This window comes from Bacillus sp. 11C, from assembly GCF_055486375.1.
Window position 1 is genome coordinate 237225 of record NZ_JBUPVZ010000005.1, and the last position, 15086, is coordinate 252310.

Annotated in this window: 13 protein-coding genes and 1 riboswitch; of the genes, 6 read left to right on the plus strand and 7 right to left on the minus strand. The window is 45.2% G+C overall.

What is annotated here, in order from left to right; translation table 11 throughout:
* Positions 1 to 29: 29 nt before the first annotated feature.
* Positions 30 to 299, plus strand: coding sequence for a hypothetical protein (locus ACY3LV_RS09950; protein ID WP_176365275.1), 270 nt, complete (start codon positions 30 to 32; stop codon positions 297 to 299).
* Positions 300 to 337: 38 nt separating this feature from the next.
* Here ACY3LV_RS09950 and ACY3LV_RS09955 read toward each other — a convergent pair whose 3' ends face one another.
* Positions 338 to 1738, minus strand: coding sequence for an amino acid permease (locus tag ACY3LV_RS09955; protein WP_202328040.1), 1401 nt, complete (start codon positions 1736 to 1738; stop codon positions 338 to 340).
* 102 nt (positions 1739 to 1840) lie between these two features.
* Positions 1841 to 2020, minus strand: a riboswitch (Lysine riboswitch).
* Positions 2021 to 2134: 114 nt separating this feature from the next.
* Positions 2135 to 2275 (minus strand): small acid-soluble spore protein SspJ, encoded by a 141-nt coding sequence (gene sspJ / locus ACY3LV_RS09960; RefSeq protein ID WP_010330072.1) that lies wholly within the window; start codon positions 2273 to 2275, stop codon positions 2135 to 2137.
* Between the two features lie 166 nt (positions 2276 to 2441).
* Between sspJ and ACY3LV_RS09965 the strand changes: the two genes are divergently transcribed.
* Both ACY3LV_RS09965 and ACY3LV_RS09970 read left to right on the plus strand, forming a co-directional pair.
* Positions 2442 to 2924, plus strand: coding sequence for a metal-dependent hydrolase (locus ACY3LV_RS09965; RefSeq protein WP_253268571.1), 483 nt, complete (start codon positions 2442 to 2444; stop codon positions 2922 to 2924).
* Positions 2925 to 3023: 99 nt separating this feature from the next.
* Entirely contained in the window at positions 3024 to 4877 is a 1854-nt protein-coding gene (locus ACY3LV_RS09970) for an LTA synthase family protein (protein WP_464863713.1), read from the plus strand.
* A gap of 23 nt (positions 4878 to 4900) precedes the next feature.
* Here ACY3LV_RS09970 and ACY3LV_RS09975 read toward each other — a convergent pair whose 3' ends face one another.
* Entirely contained in the window at positions 4901 to 5827 is a 927-nt protein-coding gene (locus ACY3LV_RS09975) for a substrate-binding domain-containing protein (protein WP_087991175.1), read from the minus strand.
* Between the two features lie 110 nt (positions 5828 to 5937).
* On the opposite strand from ACY3LV_RS09975, the gene modA reads away from it, so the two are divergent.
* Both modA and modB read left to right on the plus strand, forming a co-directional pair.
* Positions 5938 to 6720: a molybdate ABC transporter substrate-binding protein gene (gene modA / locus ACY3LV_RS09980; RefSeq protein ID WP_087991126.1), complete on the plus strand. Its 783-nt coding sequence runs from the start codon at positions 5938 to 5940 to the stop codon at positions 6718 to 6720.
* Positions 6692 to 7384: a molybdate ABC transporter permease subunit gene (modB, locus tag ACY3LV_RS09985; RefSeq protein ID WP_141113386.1), complete on the plus strand. Its 693-nt coding sequence runs from the start codon at positions 6692 to 6694 to the stop codon at positions 7382 to 7384. The genes modA and modB overlap by 29 nt, the downstream gene beginning before the upstream one ends.
* 28 nt (positions 7385 to 7412) lie before the next feature.
* Here modB and pgoN read toward each other — a convergent pair whose 3' ends face one another.
* Complete coding sequence (gene pgoN, locus ACY3LV_RS09990) at positions 7413 to 8243, minus strand: glyoxal/methylglyoxal reductase (RefSeq protein WP_202328037.1); 831 nt, start codon at positions 8241 to 8243, stop codon at positions 7413 to 7415.
* 221 nt (positions 8244 to 8464) lie between these two features.
* Here pgoN and yvgO point away from each other — a divergent pair, with 221 nt between their 5' ends.
* Positions 8465 to 8950 (plus strand): stress response protein YvgO, encoded by a 486-nt coding sequence (gene yvgO / locus ACY3LV_RS09995; protein WP_087991128.1) that lies wholly within the window; start codon positions 8465 to 8467, stop codon positions 8948 to 8950.
* A 44-nt stretch (positions 8951 to 8994) separates the two neighbouring features.
* On the opposite strand, the gene ACY3LV_RS10000 is transcribed toward yvgO, so the two are convergent.
* The 3 genes from ACY3LV_RS10000 to ACY3LV_RS10010 form a co-directional block, all read right to left on the minus strand.
* Positions 8995 to 11007, minus strand: coding sequence for a Na+/H+ antiporter (locus ACY3LV_RS10000; protein ID WP_087991129.1), 2013 nt, complete (start codon positions 11005 to 11007; stop codon positions 8995 to 8997).
* A gap of 243 nt (positions 11008 to 11250) precedes the next feature.
* Positions 11251 to 12966: an assimilatory sulfite reductase (NADPH) hemoprotein subunit gene (cysI, locus tag ACY3LV_RS10005; RefSeq protein ID WP_087991130.1), complete on the minus strand. Its 1716-nt coding sequence runs from the start codon at positions 12964 to 12966 to the stop codon at positions 11251 to 11253.
* A 25-nt stretch (positions 12967 to 12991) separates the two neighbouring features.
* Positions 12992 to 14812, minus strand: coding sequence for an assimilatory sulfite reductase (NADPH) flavoprotein subunit (locus tag ACY3LV_RS10010; RefSeq protein WP_464863714.1), 1821 nt, complete (start codon positions 14810 to 14812; stop codon positions 12992 to 12994).
* Between the last annotated feature and the right edge of the window lie 274 nt (positions 14813 to 15086).

Below are 15086 nucleotides of genomic sequence, written 5' to 3' on the forward strand. Positions count from 1 at the left end.
TTTTGCACATCTATAAGGAGCGGCTCATTTTGAACCACATCGGATATTTTCTTGCGCAATTCATATTTAGCTGCATCATCATCGCGATCAGTTTTTTTAACGGGCTCTATATCGGAAAACCTTTTTCTAGTGTGCTTCTTGTATTTATCTTAGTGCTCGTTCTGTTTGGTTTGCTGGAAAGGCTGAAAAAACGCTTTTTGCATATTCGATTATCCGTGAAGGTTTTTCTTTCTATTTCTGCTTTCCTTTCAGCTGTTTTAACGATCGGATTGCTAACACGGCAAATTGTGATTTTATAAAAAAGACACCTGATGGAAACTAATCAGGTGTCTTTTGTTTATGCTTTCCGGAACTTTTTAACAACAAATGGATAAACGATCAAGCCGACAAAGAATAAACCGATGCCGAGAGTAAATGTCGTTAAATCCGCTGTGCCTGTTATGATGACAAACAATGAGTATGCGCACGCTAATATCGCGATTAATCCGTCTTTTACACGGGAACCTCTCAGCTGGTCATACGTTTCACCTTTGATGACAAGCTTCAAGCTGTAAATCGCAGATACCAAATACGGAATTAAATACGCAAGTGTTGCCGCTGTCGTTAAAAACGTAAATGCGTCACTTATTGTCCGGGAAATAACCGAGAAGATGAAGACCTGTGACATGACGTTTGTAATCATTAATGCGATAATCGGACTTCCCTTTTTATTCGTTTTTGCAAAGAATGCCGGAAAATCTCCCGCTTTAGCGGCTTGATATGGAACCTCAGAGCCAAGCAAAATCCAGCCGAGCATCGTTCCGAATAAACAAAGGATAGCCAATAGCGCCATAATCACGCTTCCCGCGTTTCCGACAATCGCATACAGCACATCAACGAACGGCTTTTCAGAGCCGACAAGCTTATCATGCGGCAGAACACCCATCGTAATTAAAGTCACGATAATATAAATGCTCAAAGCAATCAGCAATCCGGTAATTGTCGCGCGTTTCACATCACGCTGAGAGCGCGCACGGCCGGATAGGATAACTGCTGATTCAATTCCGACAAACGCCCACAGTGTAGAAATCGCCGCGTTATGCACCTGGCCGCCAATTCCAATGCTTGTGCCGTTTTCTCCTTGAACCGGAAAATAAAAATGATCGAATAATGCCGTTTGAAACACAAACAATCCGGCAACGATAAAGAAAACAAAACCTAGTACTTTAGAAAGCGTCGTGACAAAGTTCAATTTACTTGCACCGTTAATGCTAGTAACGAGAATCGTGTGCGTGCCCCATAACAAGATCGTACATACTGCAAACGTCAGCAATTGGCCGAGTGTCACCTCTTGCCCGCCGAGCGAAAACATTTCACGTTTATCAACCAAGATCGGGAAAAACGAAGTCAAGTAACCGGCGAGGCTTGTGATAATCGCCACGTTACTGATCCAGCTCGCCACCCAGTAGCCCCACACCATTGTGAAACCGGCAGCGTTCCCTTTCTTCGGATCAGAGAACAGCGCCCTTGCATAACTTTGCGGTCCCGCCTTCAGTTCAGGCTTGCGGATGGACAAATGCCCGAAGACAAGTGCAATCATCAGCACGCCGGCACCTGTCAAAAGCCAAGCGGACGTGGCGCCAAGCGGACTCGCGATTGAAGCAAGCGAGCTTGGCAAGGAGAAAATTCCCGATCCTACCATATTTCCAACGACAAACGCCGTTAATAACCAAAAACCCCATTTTTTCGTCTGTTCCATTCCAGTACCTCCATGATTCTTTGTACGGACCAGACCCCGAGATCATGTAAACGCAAAAAAGCCTGAACAAAAGTCCATGCTTAAAGAAACACACACCCTTGATCTCCGGATAGCCCTCCGCGAAAAAGCACGCGGCAGTCCTGCACTTATTCAGATACAGTCCCAGCATAGAGAAGGATCGGCTTTCTCCACACTTCGGCGCTGATGCCTTTTACACATGTTAAACAGCCCCTGTCAGCCTGGCATGTGCTACTCATCATCCGCGCAACCTCTACCTCACTGAGAAAGAGTGAGGATTTAATAATTCAGTTACTCCCAGAAGGTTATCAAAGAAAGGATGATCTGTCAAAGGGAACAGATGGAAATACGGATAGAGCCAAGCCCTATCCGCATGGGTTATCGATTGTTTTTCTTTTTTTGCACAGCTTCTTGAAGCGGATCATCTTTTAGAGCTGAACCGGCATCTTCAAGAGCTCCCTGGATTACGTTTTTTTCTTTTTCAGAACGTTTTCCTTTATCTTTATTAAAGAAATCCATTCGTATCACCTCTTTTAGAAAATAGGTACACGATTAAGATGCCTTTTTCCTTGAAAAATTATGCGAAAAATTTTTTATCGTCCAAAGTCCTGTTGATCAAACATACATTCTCTTGATATATTTGTAATTCAGACATTTTTGCAAAAGATAAAAGGAGAAGCGAGAAATGACAGGAAAAACACACATCATGGGAGGCATCGCTTCTTGTACGGCAGCGGCTTATTATTATGGATTTGATCCTGTGCTTATGACAGCGTCCGGCGCGGTTGGGGCATTGATTCCCGATATCTGCCACACGCAAAGCAAAATCGGGAGAAGATTTCCTATCCTATCGAAAGTCGTCAGCTCCGTTTTTGGCCATCGGACGTTTACGCACAGCCTGCTGTTTCTGCTCATCATGTTTTTTATCACAGCCACATATATTCCAGATAAAAACATATCAACCGGACTGATGATCGGAATGGCGAGTCACTTGATTCTTGACGCTTGGACGGTGAATGGAATTAAATTATTATTCCCTTCAACGATTCGCGTAAGGCTCCCATTTTATATGAAGACAGGCAGTTTTTCTGAGCAGCTTGTGTTAGCCGGCCTGACAATTGCATCATGTTACTACTTTTATATGCTGTTTCATGGACGCATGTTTTAAACGTGAGTGCTGACACTTGTCTGAACGGGCTATTTTTAGTAGGTTTTACATAAGAAGCATTTCATGCAGATGATCAAGAAAACGTGAGGAGTCATATTAATGAAAGGAACCCTTTTTCACAATCAGCGGGTTTTATGTATTTCGATCGTATTCATGTGGATCAAAACGTATGTAATCTATAAAATCGGGTTTGATTTGCAGATTGATTCTCTGTCGGAGGAGCTGATACTGCTGATCAATCCGCTCAGCTTTATCCTTCCTTTATTCGGGATTGGCCTGTTTCTAAAAGATAACAAGCAGCGGGTTTTTTTGCTGATTGCCAATTTGGTTCTGACTGTCATCTTGATCTCCAATACGATTTTTTACGGCTTTTATATCGATTTTATTACCATTCCGGTTTTGTTTCAGGCCAGTAACATGAGCGATATGGGCAGCAGTGTAAAAGAACTGTTCAACCCTCTGTTTATCGCCCTGTTTGCGGATTTGGTTTGTCTGCTGCTGATTGCCCGTAAAGAGAAGAACCCGCAGACAAAAGCCGCCCCCCGTACGATTAAACGGTACTATGCAGCTTCCTGCGGCATGATTCTATGTACTCTGGCACTTGCAGAAGTACAGCAGCCGAAGCTTTTGGCACATTCCTTTGACCGGGAAATGCTCGTCAAAAGCATCGGTCTGTTTCAGTTCCATATATACGATACGATTTCTCAGACTGTGAATATAAGCGCGAAGGCATTTGCCGATGAAGACAGCATGACTGCGATTAAAAACTATACAGAGGCTGATTACAGCAAGCCTGATCAAAGCAAGTTCGGGCTGGCAAAGGGGCGCAACGTCATCTTTGTAACGCTTGAATCGACCCAAAGCTTTGTTCTGAATGAAAAGGTAAATGGAAAAGAAATCACCCCGTTTATGAATGATTTCATCAAAAAAAGCTATTCTTTCGATCATTTCTATCAGCAAACAGAACAAGGCAAAACATCTGACTCAGAATTCATCGTCGCCAACTCACTGTATCCTTCCCTTAGCGGGGCCGTCTTTTTTACGAAAAGCGATCATCAATTTCATACGATGTACAAATCGCTGAAACAACATGATTATTATTCAGCCGTCTTTCACGCCAACCATAAAACATTTTGGAACCGAGATGTGATGTACAATACATTTGGGATTGACCGCTTTTTTGATGTTGATGATTTCCACGTCACTCCCGGGACATCGACAAGCTGGGGCCTAAAGGATAAGGAATTTTTAGAGCAGTCCGCCGGCAAGCTCAATAGCCTGCCGCAGCCGTTTTACAGCAATTTCATCACGTTAACGAACCATTTTCCGTTTGAAATTGATGAAAAGGATCAGCTGATTGATGAATACGATTCAAGCAGCGGTCTGTTAAATCGCTATGTGACTACGGTGCGCTATGAAGATGAGGCATTGAAGCGTTTTATCAAAAAGCTGAAGGACGAAGGCTTATACGAAAATTCGATGATTGTATTCATGGGAGATCATTATGGCATTTCTGAAGCCCATAACGAGGCGATGGCCGAGTTTTTAGGAAAAGATGAAATCACGCCGTATGACAACGTTCAGCTCCAGCGAGTGCCGTTTATCATACATATTCCGGGAATCACAGATCAAAAGCCGGAAACCATCCCTGATGCCGGAGGGCAGGTCGACGTCAAGCCGACACTGATGCATCTGCTCGGCATTGAGACAAAAGGCGATATCCAATTTGGAAATGATTTACTGTCAAACGACCGCACACCATTCACCGTGCTGCGAAACGGCAGTTTTATTACGAACGACTATGTCTACACGAAAAACACGTGCTACAGCCAAAAAACAGGGGACGTGCTGGAAGATCAGGATGCGTGCCTCCCATATAAAGAAAAAGCAACCGAAGAGCTGTCTCTCTCTGATAAAATTTTAAACGGAGACCTGCTCAGGTTTACTCAATAAAAAATCCCTCTTTGAGGGATTTTTTACGTTTCCAACATCACTTTGCCGGTGAGTTTTGTTTGATAGCCGTTCAAATGAGACAGATTCGCCTTGTATTCCTCAGCATTCAAGATGTCTTTCACGGCCTTCAGCAGCTGCTCATGTTTTTTCAAAACGACGATATCATATTGTTCGTCGATGAGCGGGATAAAATCAACACTGCCCATATGTGCCGCGTGCTGCGCCCCGATTCCCGCGTCAGCCTGTCCGCTTGAGACTTGTGAAGCGACAGCGTAATGATCGGTCACGATATCGCCGTATCCTTTTACATCAGCCGGTTTCACACCGAGCAAGCCAAGCTGTTCATCAAGCAGCACTCTTGCGCCAGAACCCTTTTCTCTGTTGATGATCCGGATATCTGCCCTTCTTAAGTCATCCCAGCCTTGAATGTTTTTCGGATTCCCTTTTTGAACATACAGTCCGGCTTTGCGGAGAACGACATTGATCAGACAAAACGGTTCACCTGACAAAATCCGTTTTACATAAGGCGCATTATACTGGCTGGTTTCCGCATCATACAAATGCAAGCTGACAATGTCACACTTGCCTTGATACATATCAATCAAGCTGTTTAAGCTTCCTTTGTATTTACGGAGCGGCGTCTCCTGAATCACATTCTCCAAATGCTTGCTGAGCAGATCCATCGAAATGTCCTGTCCGCTGATCATGACATTTTTTCTGCAGTCCGGCTCAGCCTCCTGCATCTGATTCGGCTCTTCGGCAGCAGAAATGGGCTGCGACATTCTCATATTCATCTTATATTGCTTTAAATCTTCTTCATCCACACGCATCTGCCTTCCGACACGGTAAGCAGGCAGCACGCCTTTTTTAATCAAATCATAAACGGTCAGCTTTGATACCTTCAGCAGACCTGCAACTTCTTCTATCGTATAGGAAGAGGTTTCATTCATCATCATCACTCTCCTATTTTATTATACCTTTTCGTCGAATGTAAAAAAACCCACATAAGCCAAACATAATCAGTTATAATTAGATATAACTAATTATAAGGGGTGCAATCATGTTTAAAAAGTATTCCATGTTAACAGCAGCCTTAACCGCTATTCTGCTTACAGCAGGCTGCTCCGCAAACCAGTCTTCATCGGATAGCGAGAAAAATGTAACGTTAACCATCTCAGCTGCCGCCAGTGCACAGGATGCGCTTGAGGAAATCCAACAAAACTATGAAAAAGAACATCAAAACATTAAAATCCAAGATAACTATGGCTCATCCGGCGCCTTGCAAAAACAGATTTCTCAAGGAGCGGGGGCAGATCTTTTCTTCTCAGCTGCTGAGGATAAATTTCAAAAGCTGGTAGATGATGGGGATATCGCCAAAAAAGACAGCACCGATTTAGTCGGCAATGAAATCGTGTTGGCCGTGCCGAAAAACGGCGATTCACCTGTGACAAGCTTCAGCAATCTGGCGGATTCAGAAAAAATCGCCCTCGGAACGCCGGAATCCGTGCCGGCGGGAGCTTACGGGAAAGAATCACTGACAAAGCTTTCTCTATGGGACAATGTGAAGGATAAGATCGTTTACGGAAAAGACGTTCGCCAAGTCCTTTCTTATGTAGAAACAGGCAATGTGGACGCAGGCGTTGTTTATAAAACTGATGCTCTGATCTCGAAAAAGGTCAAAATCATTGACGAGGCAAAAGCAAATACACACAGCCCGATTGTCTATCCATTAGGAATTGTAAACGATACAAAACACCGTAAGGAAGCGAAGGAATTTTACGATTACCTGCAATCTGATGAAGCAATGAAAGTATTTGAAAAATATGGTTTTACTGCCGAGTAGTATAAGCGTTTCAGCGTTTTTTACACCTGTTGTGCTTTCCTTTCAGGTGGCGGCAGTTGCCGGAATTGTTGTCATTATTCTCGGAACACTGGCTGGAGCACGGATGTCGCGAGCATCATTTTTCGGAAAAACGGCGCTCGAAACATGTTTTATGCTTCCGCTCGTTCTTCCGCCCACTGTTGTCGGTTTTATCTTGATCGTCATTTTCGGAAAGCACAGTTTCATCGGACAAGCCATCGAGTGGATCTTTCATCAGCCTGTCATTTTCACCTGGTGGGCCGCTGTGATCGCCTCGGCTGTCGTGGCCTTTCCGCTTATGTATCAATCCGCCAAAACTGGATTTGGTGACATTGATCCCGATATACAGGGGGCTGCAATGGTAGACGGCGCCAGCAGATGGAAGGTGTTTATCCATATTTCCATCCCGCTCGCCTATCCTTCATTGCTGACCGGAAGCATCCTCAGCCTTGCACGGGCGCTCGGAGAATTCGGCGCAACACTGATGTTTGCAGGAAACATTCCCAGTGTTACGCAAACACTGCCGACGGCCATTTATGTCGCATTGGATTCCGGGAACAACACCCTTGCCTGGGCCTGGGTCGTCTGTATTGTTGTCATTTCCTTTTTGATGCTGTTTTTCATTCAACAGAAAAAACCACACTAAAAAACTCCCCGTCACGGGGAGTTTTTTATTAAAACAGAAGCTCATCAGGATTTGGACCGACGCGCTCATCTTTGTTTAACGCGTCAATTTTGTCCATGTCTTCTTGAGACAATTCGAAATCAAAAATATCAGCGTTTTCGATGATACGGTGTTCTTTAATGGATTTTGGAATCGTGACAACCTCATTCTGCAGATCCCAGCGCAAAATCACTTGAGCCACAGATTTATTGTGTTTTTCAGCAATCTGTGCGAGCACTTCGTTATCCAGCAGCTGTCCCTGCATGAGGGGAGACCATGCTTCCAGCTGGATGCCTTGTTTTTTACAATAGTCTCTTAATTCTTTTTGCGTCAAACGAGGGTGATATTCCACTTGGTTGATCATCGGTTTGATTTCAGCATCTTTCAACAGCTCTTCTAAATGATGAACTTGGAAGTTGCTGACGCCGATTGCGCGGATTTTGCCGTCTTTGTACAGCTTTTCAAGCGCGCGCCATGTATCTTTATATTTATCCTTGCCAGGCCAGTGGATCAAATATAAATCTAAGTAATCAAGCTGAAGTCTTTCCAAGCTTTTTTCAAAGGCAGCAAGGGTTGTTTCGTAGCCTTGATCTTCATTCCATACTTTGGAGGTAATGAAGAGCTCTTCTCTTGCCACACCGGATTCTTCAATCCCGATGCCAACGCCTTCTTCATTTTTGTAGATTGCTGCTGTATCAATGCTGCGATAGCCGTTTTTAATGGCAGCTTTCACAGATTCAGTCGCTTCACTTCCGTTTTCTACTTTAAAAACACCAAGACCGAACCAAGGCATTTCAACTCCGTTATGTAGTTTTACAGTATCTTTTAAACTTGTTGGCACTTGAACATCCACCCTTTCACTGAAATGTAAGCGTCTATATTATCTCACACTCCTCTTAGGCGATACCAATAATACGCTTAAGAGCCGCTTTTTGCTTCTTTTTTCACAGCAGGGCAAAGCGTGACACTATTATTTTCCTATTTTAACAATATTGAGATTATAAATGGAATAAGCAGGGTATGCGATTAGTGTCACCAAATCAAAACAAAGGAGGAACCAAATTGAAACGTATGCGTATCCCGATGACACTTGCGTTAGGTGCCGCTTTGACCATTGCCCCTTTGTCCTTTGCTTCGGCTGAAGAAAATCCCGGTGCGCAGATTTCCCAGGCAACAACAGCCGGAACATCTGCCGCTGAGGTAGGTTTAAACGTCAACCTGGATGTACTTGGAATTGCCAACCAAATCGCCGATGCCATTAAATCCGCACAGAACCGAGATGGATTTGTGAAAAACCTCATGGAGTCTTCCTTCTACGCGTCCGGCCAAAAATACAACGTCATGGTATTTAATTTAAGCCAGGAATATGAAGATCACTTAAACGGTGTGCAATTTTACGGCTCAGCCGTTTACGACGGCATTACGTACGGCATTTGGGTATTTGAAGACGGAACCTTTACAAACAAAGGTGATGGCGGCTGGATCAACTGGGCCTTCAGAGGCTGGTTCGACCGGGATGGCAGCACTGTCGAATTCCATCGTCCCTAATATAGAAAAAAGCTGGCGCTCTAACGCCAGCTTTTTTGCTGCATCTATTCGCCGCCTTCAAGCATGGCGGCTTCCACATCATTAATGTATTGGCGAAGTTCATGGGAGATGTCCCGAGAAATTTCTCGCTTTTCGAAGAGCGTTTGAATTTCATTTCTGATCGCCTGCACAGCCTTCAGCTTCACTTCCAGCTTCTGAGTTTCAAATTGGGCGCTTGATTTCAGCTCATGATGACTGTGTTCCAGCCTGAAAATTAACTGTTTATAAAACGTAATGACAGATAAAAACACTTCTTTATGTTCTTCCGTCTTATGTTTTTCCAGATATTCAATTGCTGCTTTTGCCGTTTTCACTCTCGTTGCCTGTATCAATCCCGCTTCATTTAAAATCGGCAGCTCCGGCTTTTTATGTTCATCGAAGAAAATCCAATACATCAGCCGCTTGAGCCTTGTTTTTGATAATCCGACTTTAAATGGGTTGCCATACAAAATTTCTAATTCATTAAACCGTTCTTGCAGTACGTTTACTGTTTCTTCCGGGATGTCTCCCCGTTCCAGCATTTTCATCAATGCCTCATGCTCAGCGATAATGGCTTGCGCCCGGACTTTTCGCTCTTGTTTTTTGATACGATTAGATGAAGTATATTGCTGAAAACGAAGGTTTTTCATCTTTTCGTTGTATTCGCCTATCACCGCAAGAGAGGCTGTTTTGTTTGTATCGTTCATGTCCTCTTTAATCGTTTGGAGAGCTGTTTTAATCAATTTGCGTCTCGCCGTCAGCAGCTTTTTATTTCTTTTTTCGTCTTCTTCTTCCTTTTCAGTCAGAAGGGGAAGCACAACGGCGGCAATGACAAGTGTGCATAAAATGACGCCGGCTGCCAAAAAGAGAATTAGATTTCTTTCCGGAAACGGTGTGCCATCCTCCAGAAAATACGGAATGGAGAAAGAGCCCGCAAGCGTTACAGCTCCGCGCACACCGGAAATCGAAAGTAACAGCGTCGAACGAAGACCCGGTTTATAAATGTTCTGGTCCTTATTAAAGAACCATTTTCCGTTCCAGAAGAACAGCACCCATAGAAATCTGAGGAGCATTAGCGTAAATGTGATCACAAGGATATAACTGATTACCTTCATGTTGCTAACTGCGGTGTCATTAAAGATAACGGAAATGACGTCCGGAATCTGTGCTCCGAGAATAACGAAGACCAGACCGTTCAAAATAAATAAAATAATGTTCCATGTACTCGAGGAGACGATTTGCAGTTTGGCCATCGTTGATTCCAGACGATCCTGTTCAACCGCATGGGTGATTCCACCCGCCACAACGGCTAAAATGCCGGAAACGGCGATTTCTTCCGCTGCCAAATAAATCACAAACGGCGTCAGAATTTGAATCAGCATATGCATTGTGACATCCTGCATGCCAAGACGGCGCAGGAAGAGGCGGAATCGAATAATGAAGAACGAAATGACAACCCCGCACAGCAAGCCTCCAAGAGAAATAAAGACAAAGCTGACAGCCGCTTGTGCTAATGAAAATGCACCGGTCACTGCTGCCGCAATCGCAAACTTAAAGGCCACCAGACCTGATGCGTCATTCATCAGCCCCTCCCCTTCAAGCAGGCGAAGAATGCCTTTTGGCATTTTCACTCTTCCTGATAATGCGCTGACAGCGACGACATCAGTCGGTGAAAGAATGGCCGCAAGTCCAAAAGCCGCTGCCAGCGGAATAGCAGGAATCATCCAGTGAATCGTGTATCCACCTACAATCACAGTCGCAAATACAAGGCCGAGTGCGAGCAATAAAATCGGAGCGCGTAAATTCCAAAGCTCCGCCCGCGGCGTTCTCTTCCCATCATTAAATAGAAGAGGCGCGATAAACAGAACAAAAAACAATTCGGTGTTTAATTCAAAATGAAGCCCCTGTGGAAATGAGGCCGCAAGAATCCCAAGCGCCACCTGAATCAGAGGCACGGGAATAAACGGAATAAACCGGTTCACGATATTGGATATCGCAATAATCGTTAATAAAACGAGAACAACTAAAAATATGTCCAAATACATGACCTCCTTCGTCTGAGATAGTCGATGGATCTGCTTGTCTAAAAGAGGCTGAGGCTGGGACGGCATTGCATCCGATATGTGATGTTGGCACGAGTTTCCTCCACACTTGTCTTCTTTTATAATACCCTTTTTAGGGTATTATTTCTCACGATACGCTCATAGTGAATTTTTTTTGTAGCAGGGCAAATTTCAGGCAAAAAGAGACAGGGAGCTACCCCTGCCTCTCGTCTTTCTTTATCAGTTATGAAAATTCGTGCCGTCAGTTGTTGCTTTAATGATGCCTGCGCGAATGACAAAGTCACCGAAGTGCTCGCCTTCCTCGCGTTCTTTCGCATAACGTGAAAGAAGTACGCGCAGCTCGCTTAAAATGTCTTCTTCACCGATGTTTTCACGGTACATTTTGCTTAAACGGCTACCATCAAATGCAGCACCAAGATACATATTATATTTGCCCGGCGCCTTTCCGATAAATCCAATCTCACCGAGTGCATGGCGTGCACAGCCGTTCGGGCACCCGGTCATGCGAATGGTGATTTCCTGATCACGAAGGCCGTTTTCGTCAATGATCTTTTCAACCTTATTTAAAAGGGTCGGCAAATAACGCTCTGCTTCAGCCATTGCCAATCCGCAGGTCGGAAGCGACACACACGCCATAGAGCTGCGGCGGAGCGCTGAATGGTGCTTGCCGTCAGTTAATCCGTATTGCTCAATTAATGCACTGATTTCATCTTTTTTGTCGCTTGAAACGTTCGCAATAATCAAGTTCTGATTGGATGTCAGACGGAACTCGCCTGTATGAACTTTGGCGATTTCCCGCAAGCCTGTCATCAGTTTATAATGATCGTAATCCGTCACACGGCCGCCTTCGACAAACAGCGTAAAATGCCATTTATCCTCAATGCCTTCCACCCAGCCGTAGCGGTCGCCGTTATGATCGAAATGATACGCCTTTGCTTCTTCCAAGCTCCAGCCGAGACGGTTTTCCAATTCTTCTTTTACAGTTTCTAAACCGAGGCGGTCAACGGTGTATTTGAACCGCGCATTTTTGCGGACAGAACGGTTTCCGTAATCACGCTGAATCGTAATCGTTTTTTCAGCAACGTCATACATTTGCTCAGGACGGCAGAACCCGATCACCTTGGCTAATTGCGGATATGTCGCTGTGTCGCCATGCGTCATTCCCATACCGCCGCCGATTGCCACGTTAAAACCGATCAGTTCGCCATCTTCGACAATCGCAATGAATCCGAGATCTTGTGAAAAGACGTCTATATCATTAGATGGCGGGACGGCAATACCGATTTTAAATTTCCGCGGCAGATAGAGCGGGCCGTACATTGGCTCGACTTCTTCCTCAGGCGTGCCGGCCACTTTTTCCTCATCAAGCCAGATTTCATGATAAGCTCTCGTCCGCGGCAGCAGATCGTCACTTAATTTTTTAGACCACTCGTATACCTCTGAGTGGATTTCAGACTGATAAGGGTTCGATGCGCACATCACGTTGCGGTTTACGTCTCCGCAGGCTGCGATCGTATCCAAAAGAGCTGAGTGGATCGTCTGAATGGTTTTCTTCATGTTCCATTTCAGAATTCCGTGCATTTGGAATGTTTCACGTGTCGTCAGTTTTAATGTGCCGTTCCCGTATTTCTGGGAAAGGTCATCCATGACAAGCCATTGTTCAGGTGTTGAGACGCCTCCTGGCATACGTACGCGCAGCATGAACTGATAGGCCGGTTCAAGTTTTTGCTTTTGGCGTTCATTGCGGAGGTCACGGTCATCCTGCAAATAACTGCCGTGGTGTTTCATCAGGCGGTTGTCATCATCCGGAATTCCGGCACTGATCCGGTCCAGCATCACTTCTTTCAGTGTGCCGCGCAAATAATCACTTTCTTCTTTAATGCGTTCAACATCACTTGGAGAGCCGTCCGGTGCTTTTAAGATTTTGGTCACCATGTTGAAAAACTCCTTTCAAGTCAAATCAGTATACATCACGCTGATAGCGTTTTTGCTGCTGCATATCGGCAAGATAAGCTTCTGCTTCTTCGCGGCTCATATTGCCTTCTTTCTCGATAATGTCAAGTAATGTGTGATGGACGTCATGCGCCATGTGTTTTTCATCACCGCAAATGTAAACAGCCGCGCCTTCTTGAAGCCATTCGAACAATTCTGCACTCTGTTCAAGCATGCGGTGCTGCACATATACTTTTTCTTCCGTATCACGTGAGAACGCCACATCCATTTTTGTCAGCACACCGTCTTTGATCCAATTCTGCCACTCTGTCTGATAAAGGAAATCCGTGACAAAATGCTGATCGCCAAAAAACATCCATGCTTTGCCTTCCACTCCCGTCTCCTCACGCTCCTGCATAAAGGAACGGAACGGCGCGACGCCTGTCCCAGGGCCGACCATGATAATCGGTGTTTCAGGATCTTTCGGAAGCTTAAAGTTTTGATTATGCTGGACATAAACAGGCAGTGTGTCTCCCGGTTGCAGACGCTCCGCGCATAAAATCGAGCAGACGCCCTTTCGTTCACGGCCGTGCGCATCGTAGCGGACTGCGCCGATCGTTACATGTACTTCATCCGGATTAGCGGATAAACTGCTCGCGATTGAATAGAGTCGGGCCGGCATTTTTCGCAGAATCGAAACAAACTCCTGCGCCGATACGCTGAACGGGCCATAATCACGAACGAGATCAAGCAAATCGCGTCCTTCAAGATATGCTTTTACGTTCCCCTCATTTCCCGGGGCTAAAAGCTCTCTAAGCTCATCGCTCCCTGACAGCTGGGCAGCCTGTTCAAGAAGCGGTTTTGTGAGAACAGTGATTTCATAGTGAGAAATCAGCGCTTCTTTAAGCGGGCGTACATCACCTTGCTTATTAAGGGTCACAATTTCTTCGGGGTCCCAATTCATTTCCTTAAGCAGCAGCTCAACAAGCTCCGGATCGTTTTCCGGATAGACGCCGAGGCTGTCACCAGGCTCATAAGTCAGGCCAGATCCTTCCAGAGACAGCTCGACATGGCGTGTTTCTTTATTTGATCCTCGGCCGTTCAAATTTAAATTTTCTAACACTTCAGCCCGAAACGGGTTTGTTCTGGAGTAAGAAGACTCACCGATTTGAGGCGAAGCTGCTCCTTGCGCAGGTGCGGCGCTTCCGCCCCCGGCTTCACTTAAGCCCTCAAATACACCCTCAAGCCATTCAGCTGCCGGCTCATCATAGTCAAGATCGCAATCAACGCGCGGAGAAATTCGTTTGCCGCCGATTTCTTCTAAGCGCTGATCAAATTCCTTCCCTGTCTGGCAGAAAAATTCGTACGAGCTGTCACCAAGCGCCAAAACTGAAAAACGAAGGTCTTCAAGCTTAGGCGCCCGTCTTCCATGCAAAAATTCATGAAACGACAGCGCGTTATCAGGCGGCTCGCCTTCACCATGCGTGCTGACGACGATCAAAAGATTGTTGATTTTCTTCAGCTGATTCGGCTTAAAATCGCTCATGGATGAGACAGTGACTTGAAAACCGCGCTCCTCAAGCTGCTTGCCGGCATTTTCTGCAAGCCCCTGTGCGTTTCCCGTCTGTGAACCATAAAGAACGGTCACTTCTTTTGAAACGGCCGGTGCCGCCGCTTCTTCAGACACAATAGCCGCAGGGGCCCCCGCGGTTTCTTGGGCGGGAACGGATTGCGCGGATAAATATCCGCTCAGCCAGATTTTCTGAGATTCGGTCAAAGTTGGCAGAAGACGGTTAAGGAGCTCTGCCTGCTCCTGATTAAACGGACTGTTCATTACCTGAAGTTGCAACGTATCCACCTCACAAAGTTATAAACTGATCGAAAATTGCATCTAATTGAACTTTACCGGAATACTAGGTTTAAGTAAAATATATTTACATGATGATAACTATTAAGATTCCTAATGATAAAACCGCTTTGTTTCTTTCATTTAAATAGAAAAAGAGAAGGACGTCCTTCTCTACACAAATAAACGTAGCTTTAGGGTTTTGTCATCTTTAACCCTTGAATTCTAGGAAGGACGTACATTGGGGCAGACTTCTGCAGGATGGGGTGACAGCGGC

Coding starts and splice junctions, on each gene's coding strand:
- ACY3LV_RS09965 (WP_253268571.1), top strand. CDS start 2,442: ATGACAGGAAAAACACACATCATGGGAGGCATCGCTTCTTGTACGGCA.
- ACY3LV_RS09970 (WP_464863713.1), top strand. CDS start 3,024: ATGAAAGGAACCCTTTTTCACAATCAGCGGGTTTTATGTATTTCGATC.
- modA (WP_087991126.1), top strand. CDS start 5,938: ATGTTTAAAAAGTATTCCATGTTAACAGCAGCCTTAACCGCTATTCTG.
- ACY3LV_RS09955 (WP_202328040.1), bottom strand. CDS start 1,738: ATGGAACAGACGAAAAAATGGGGTTTTTGGTTATTAACGGCGTTTGTC.
- ACY3LV_RS09975 (WP_087991175.1), bottom strand. CDS start 5,827: ATGAATGAAACCTCTTCCTATACGATAGAAGAAGTTGCAGGTCTGCTG.
- cysI (WP_087991130.1), bottom strand. CDS start 12,966: ATGGTGACCAAAATCTTAAAAGCACCGGACGGCTCTCCAAGTGATGTT.
- sspJ (WP_010330072.1), bottom strand. CDS start 2,275: ATGGATTTCTTTAATAAAGATAAAGGAAAACGTTCTGAAAAAGAAAAA.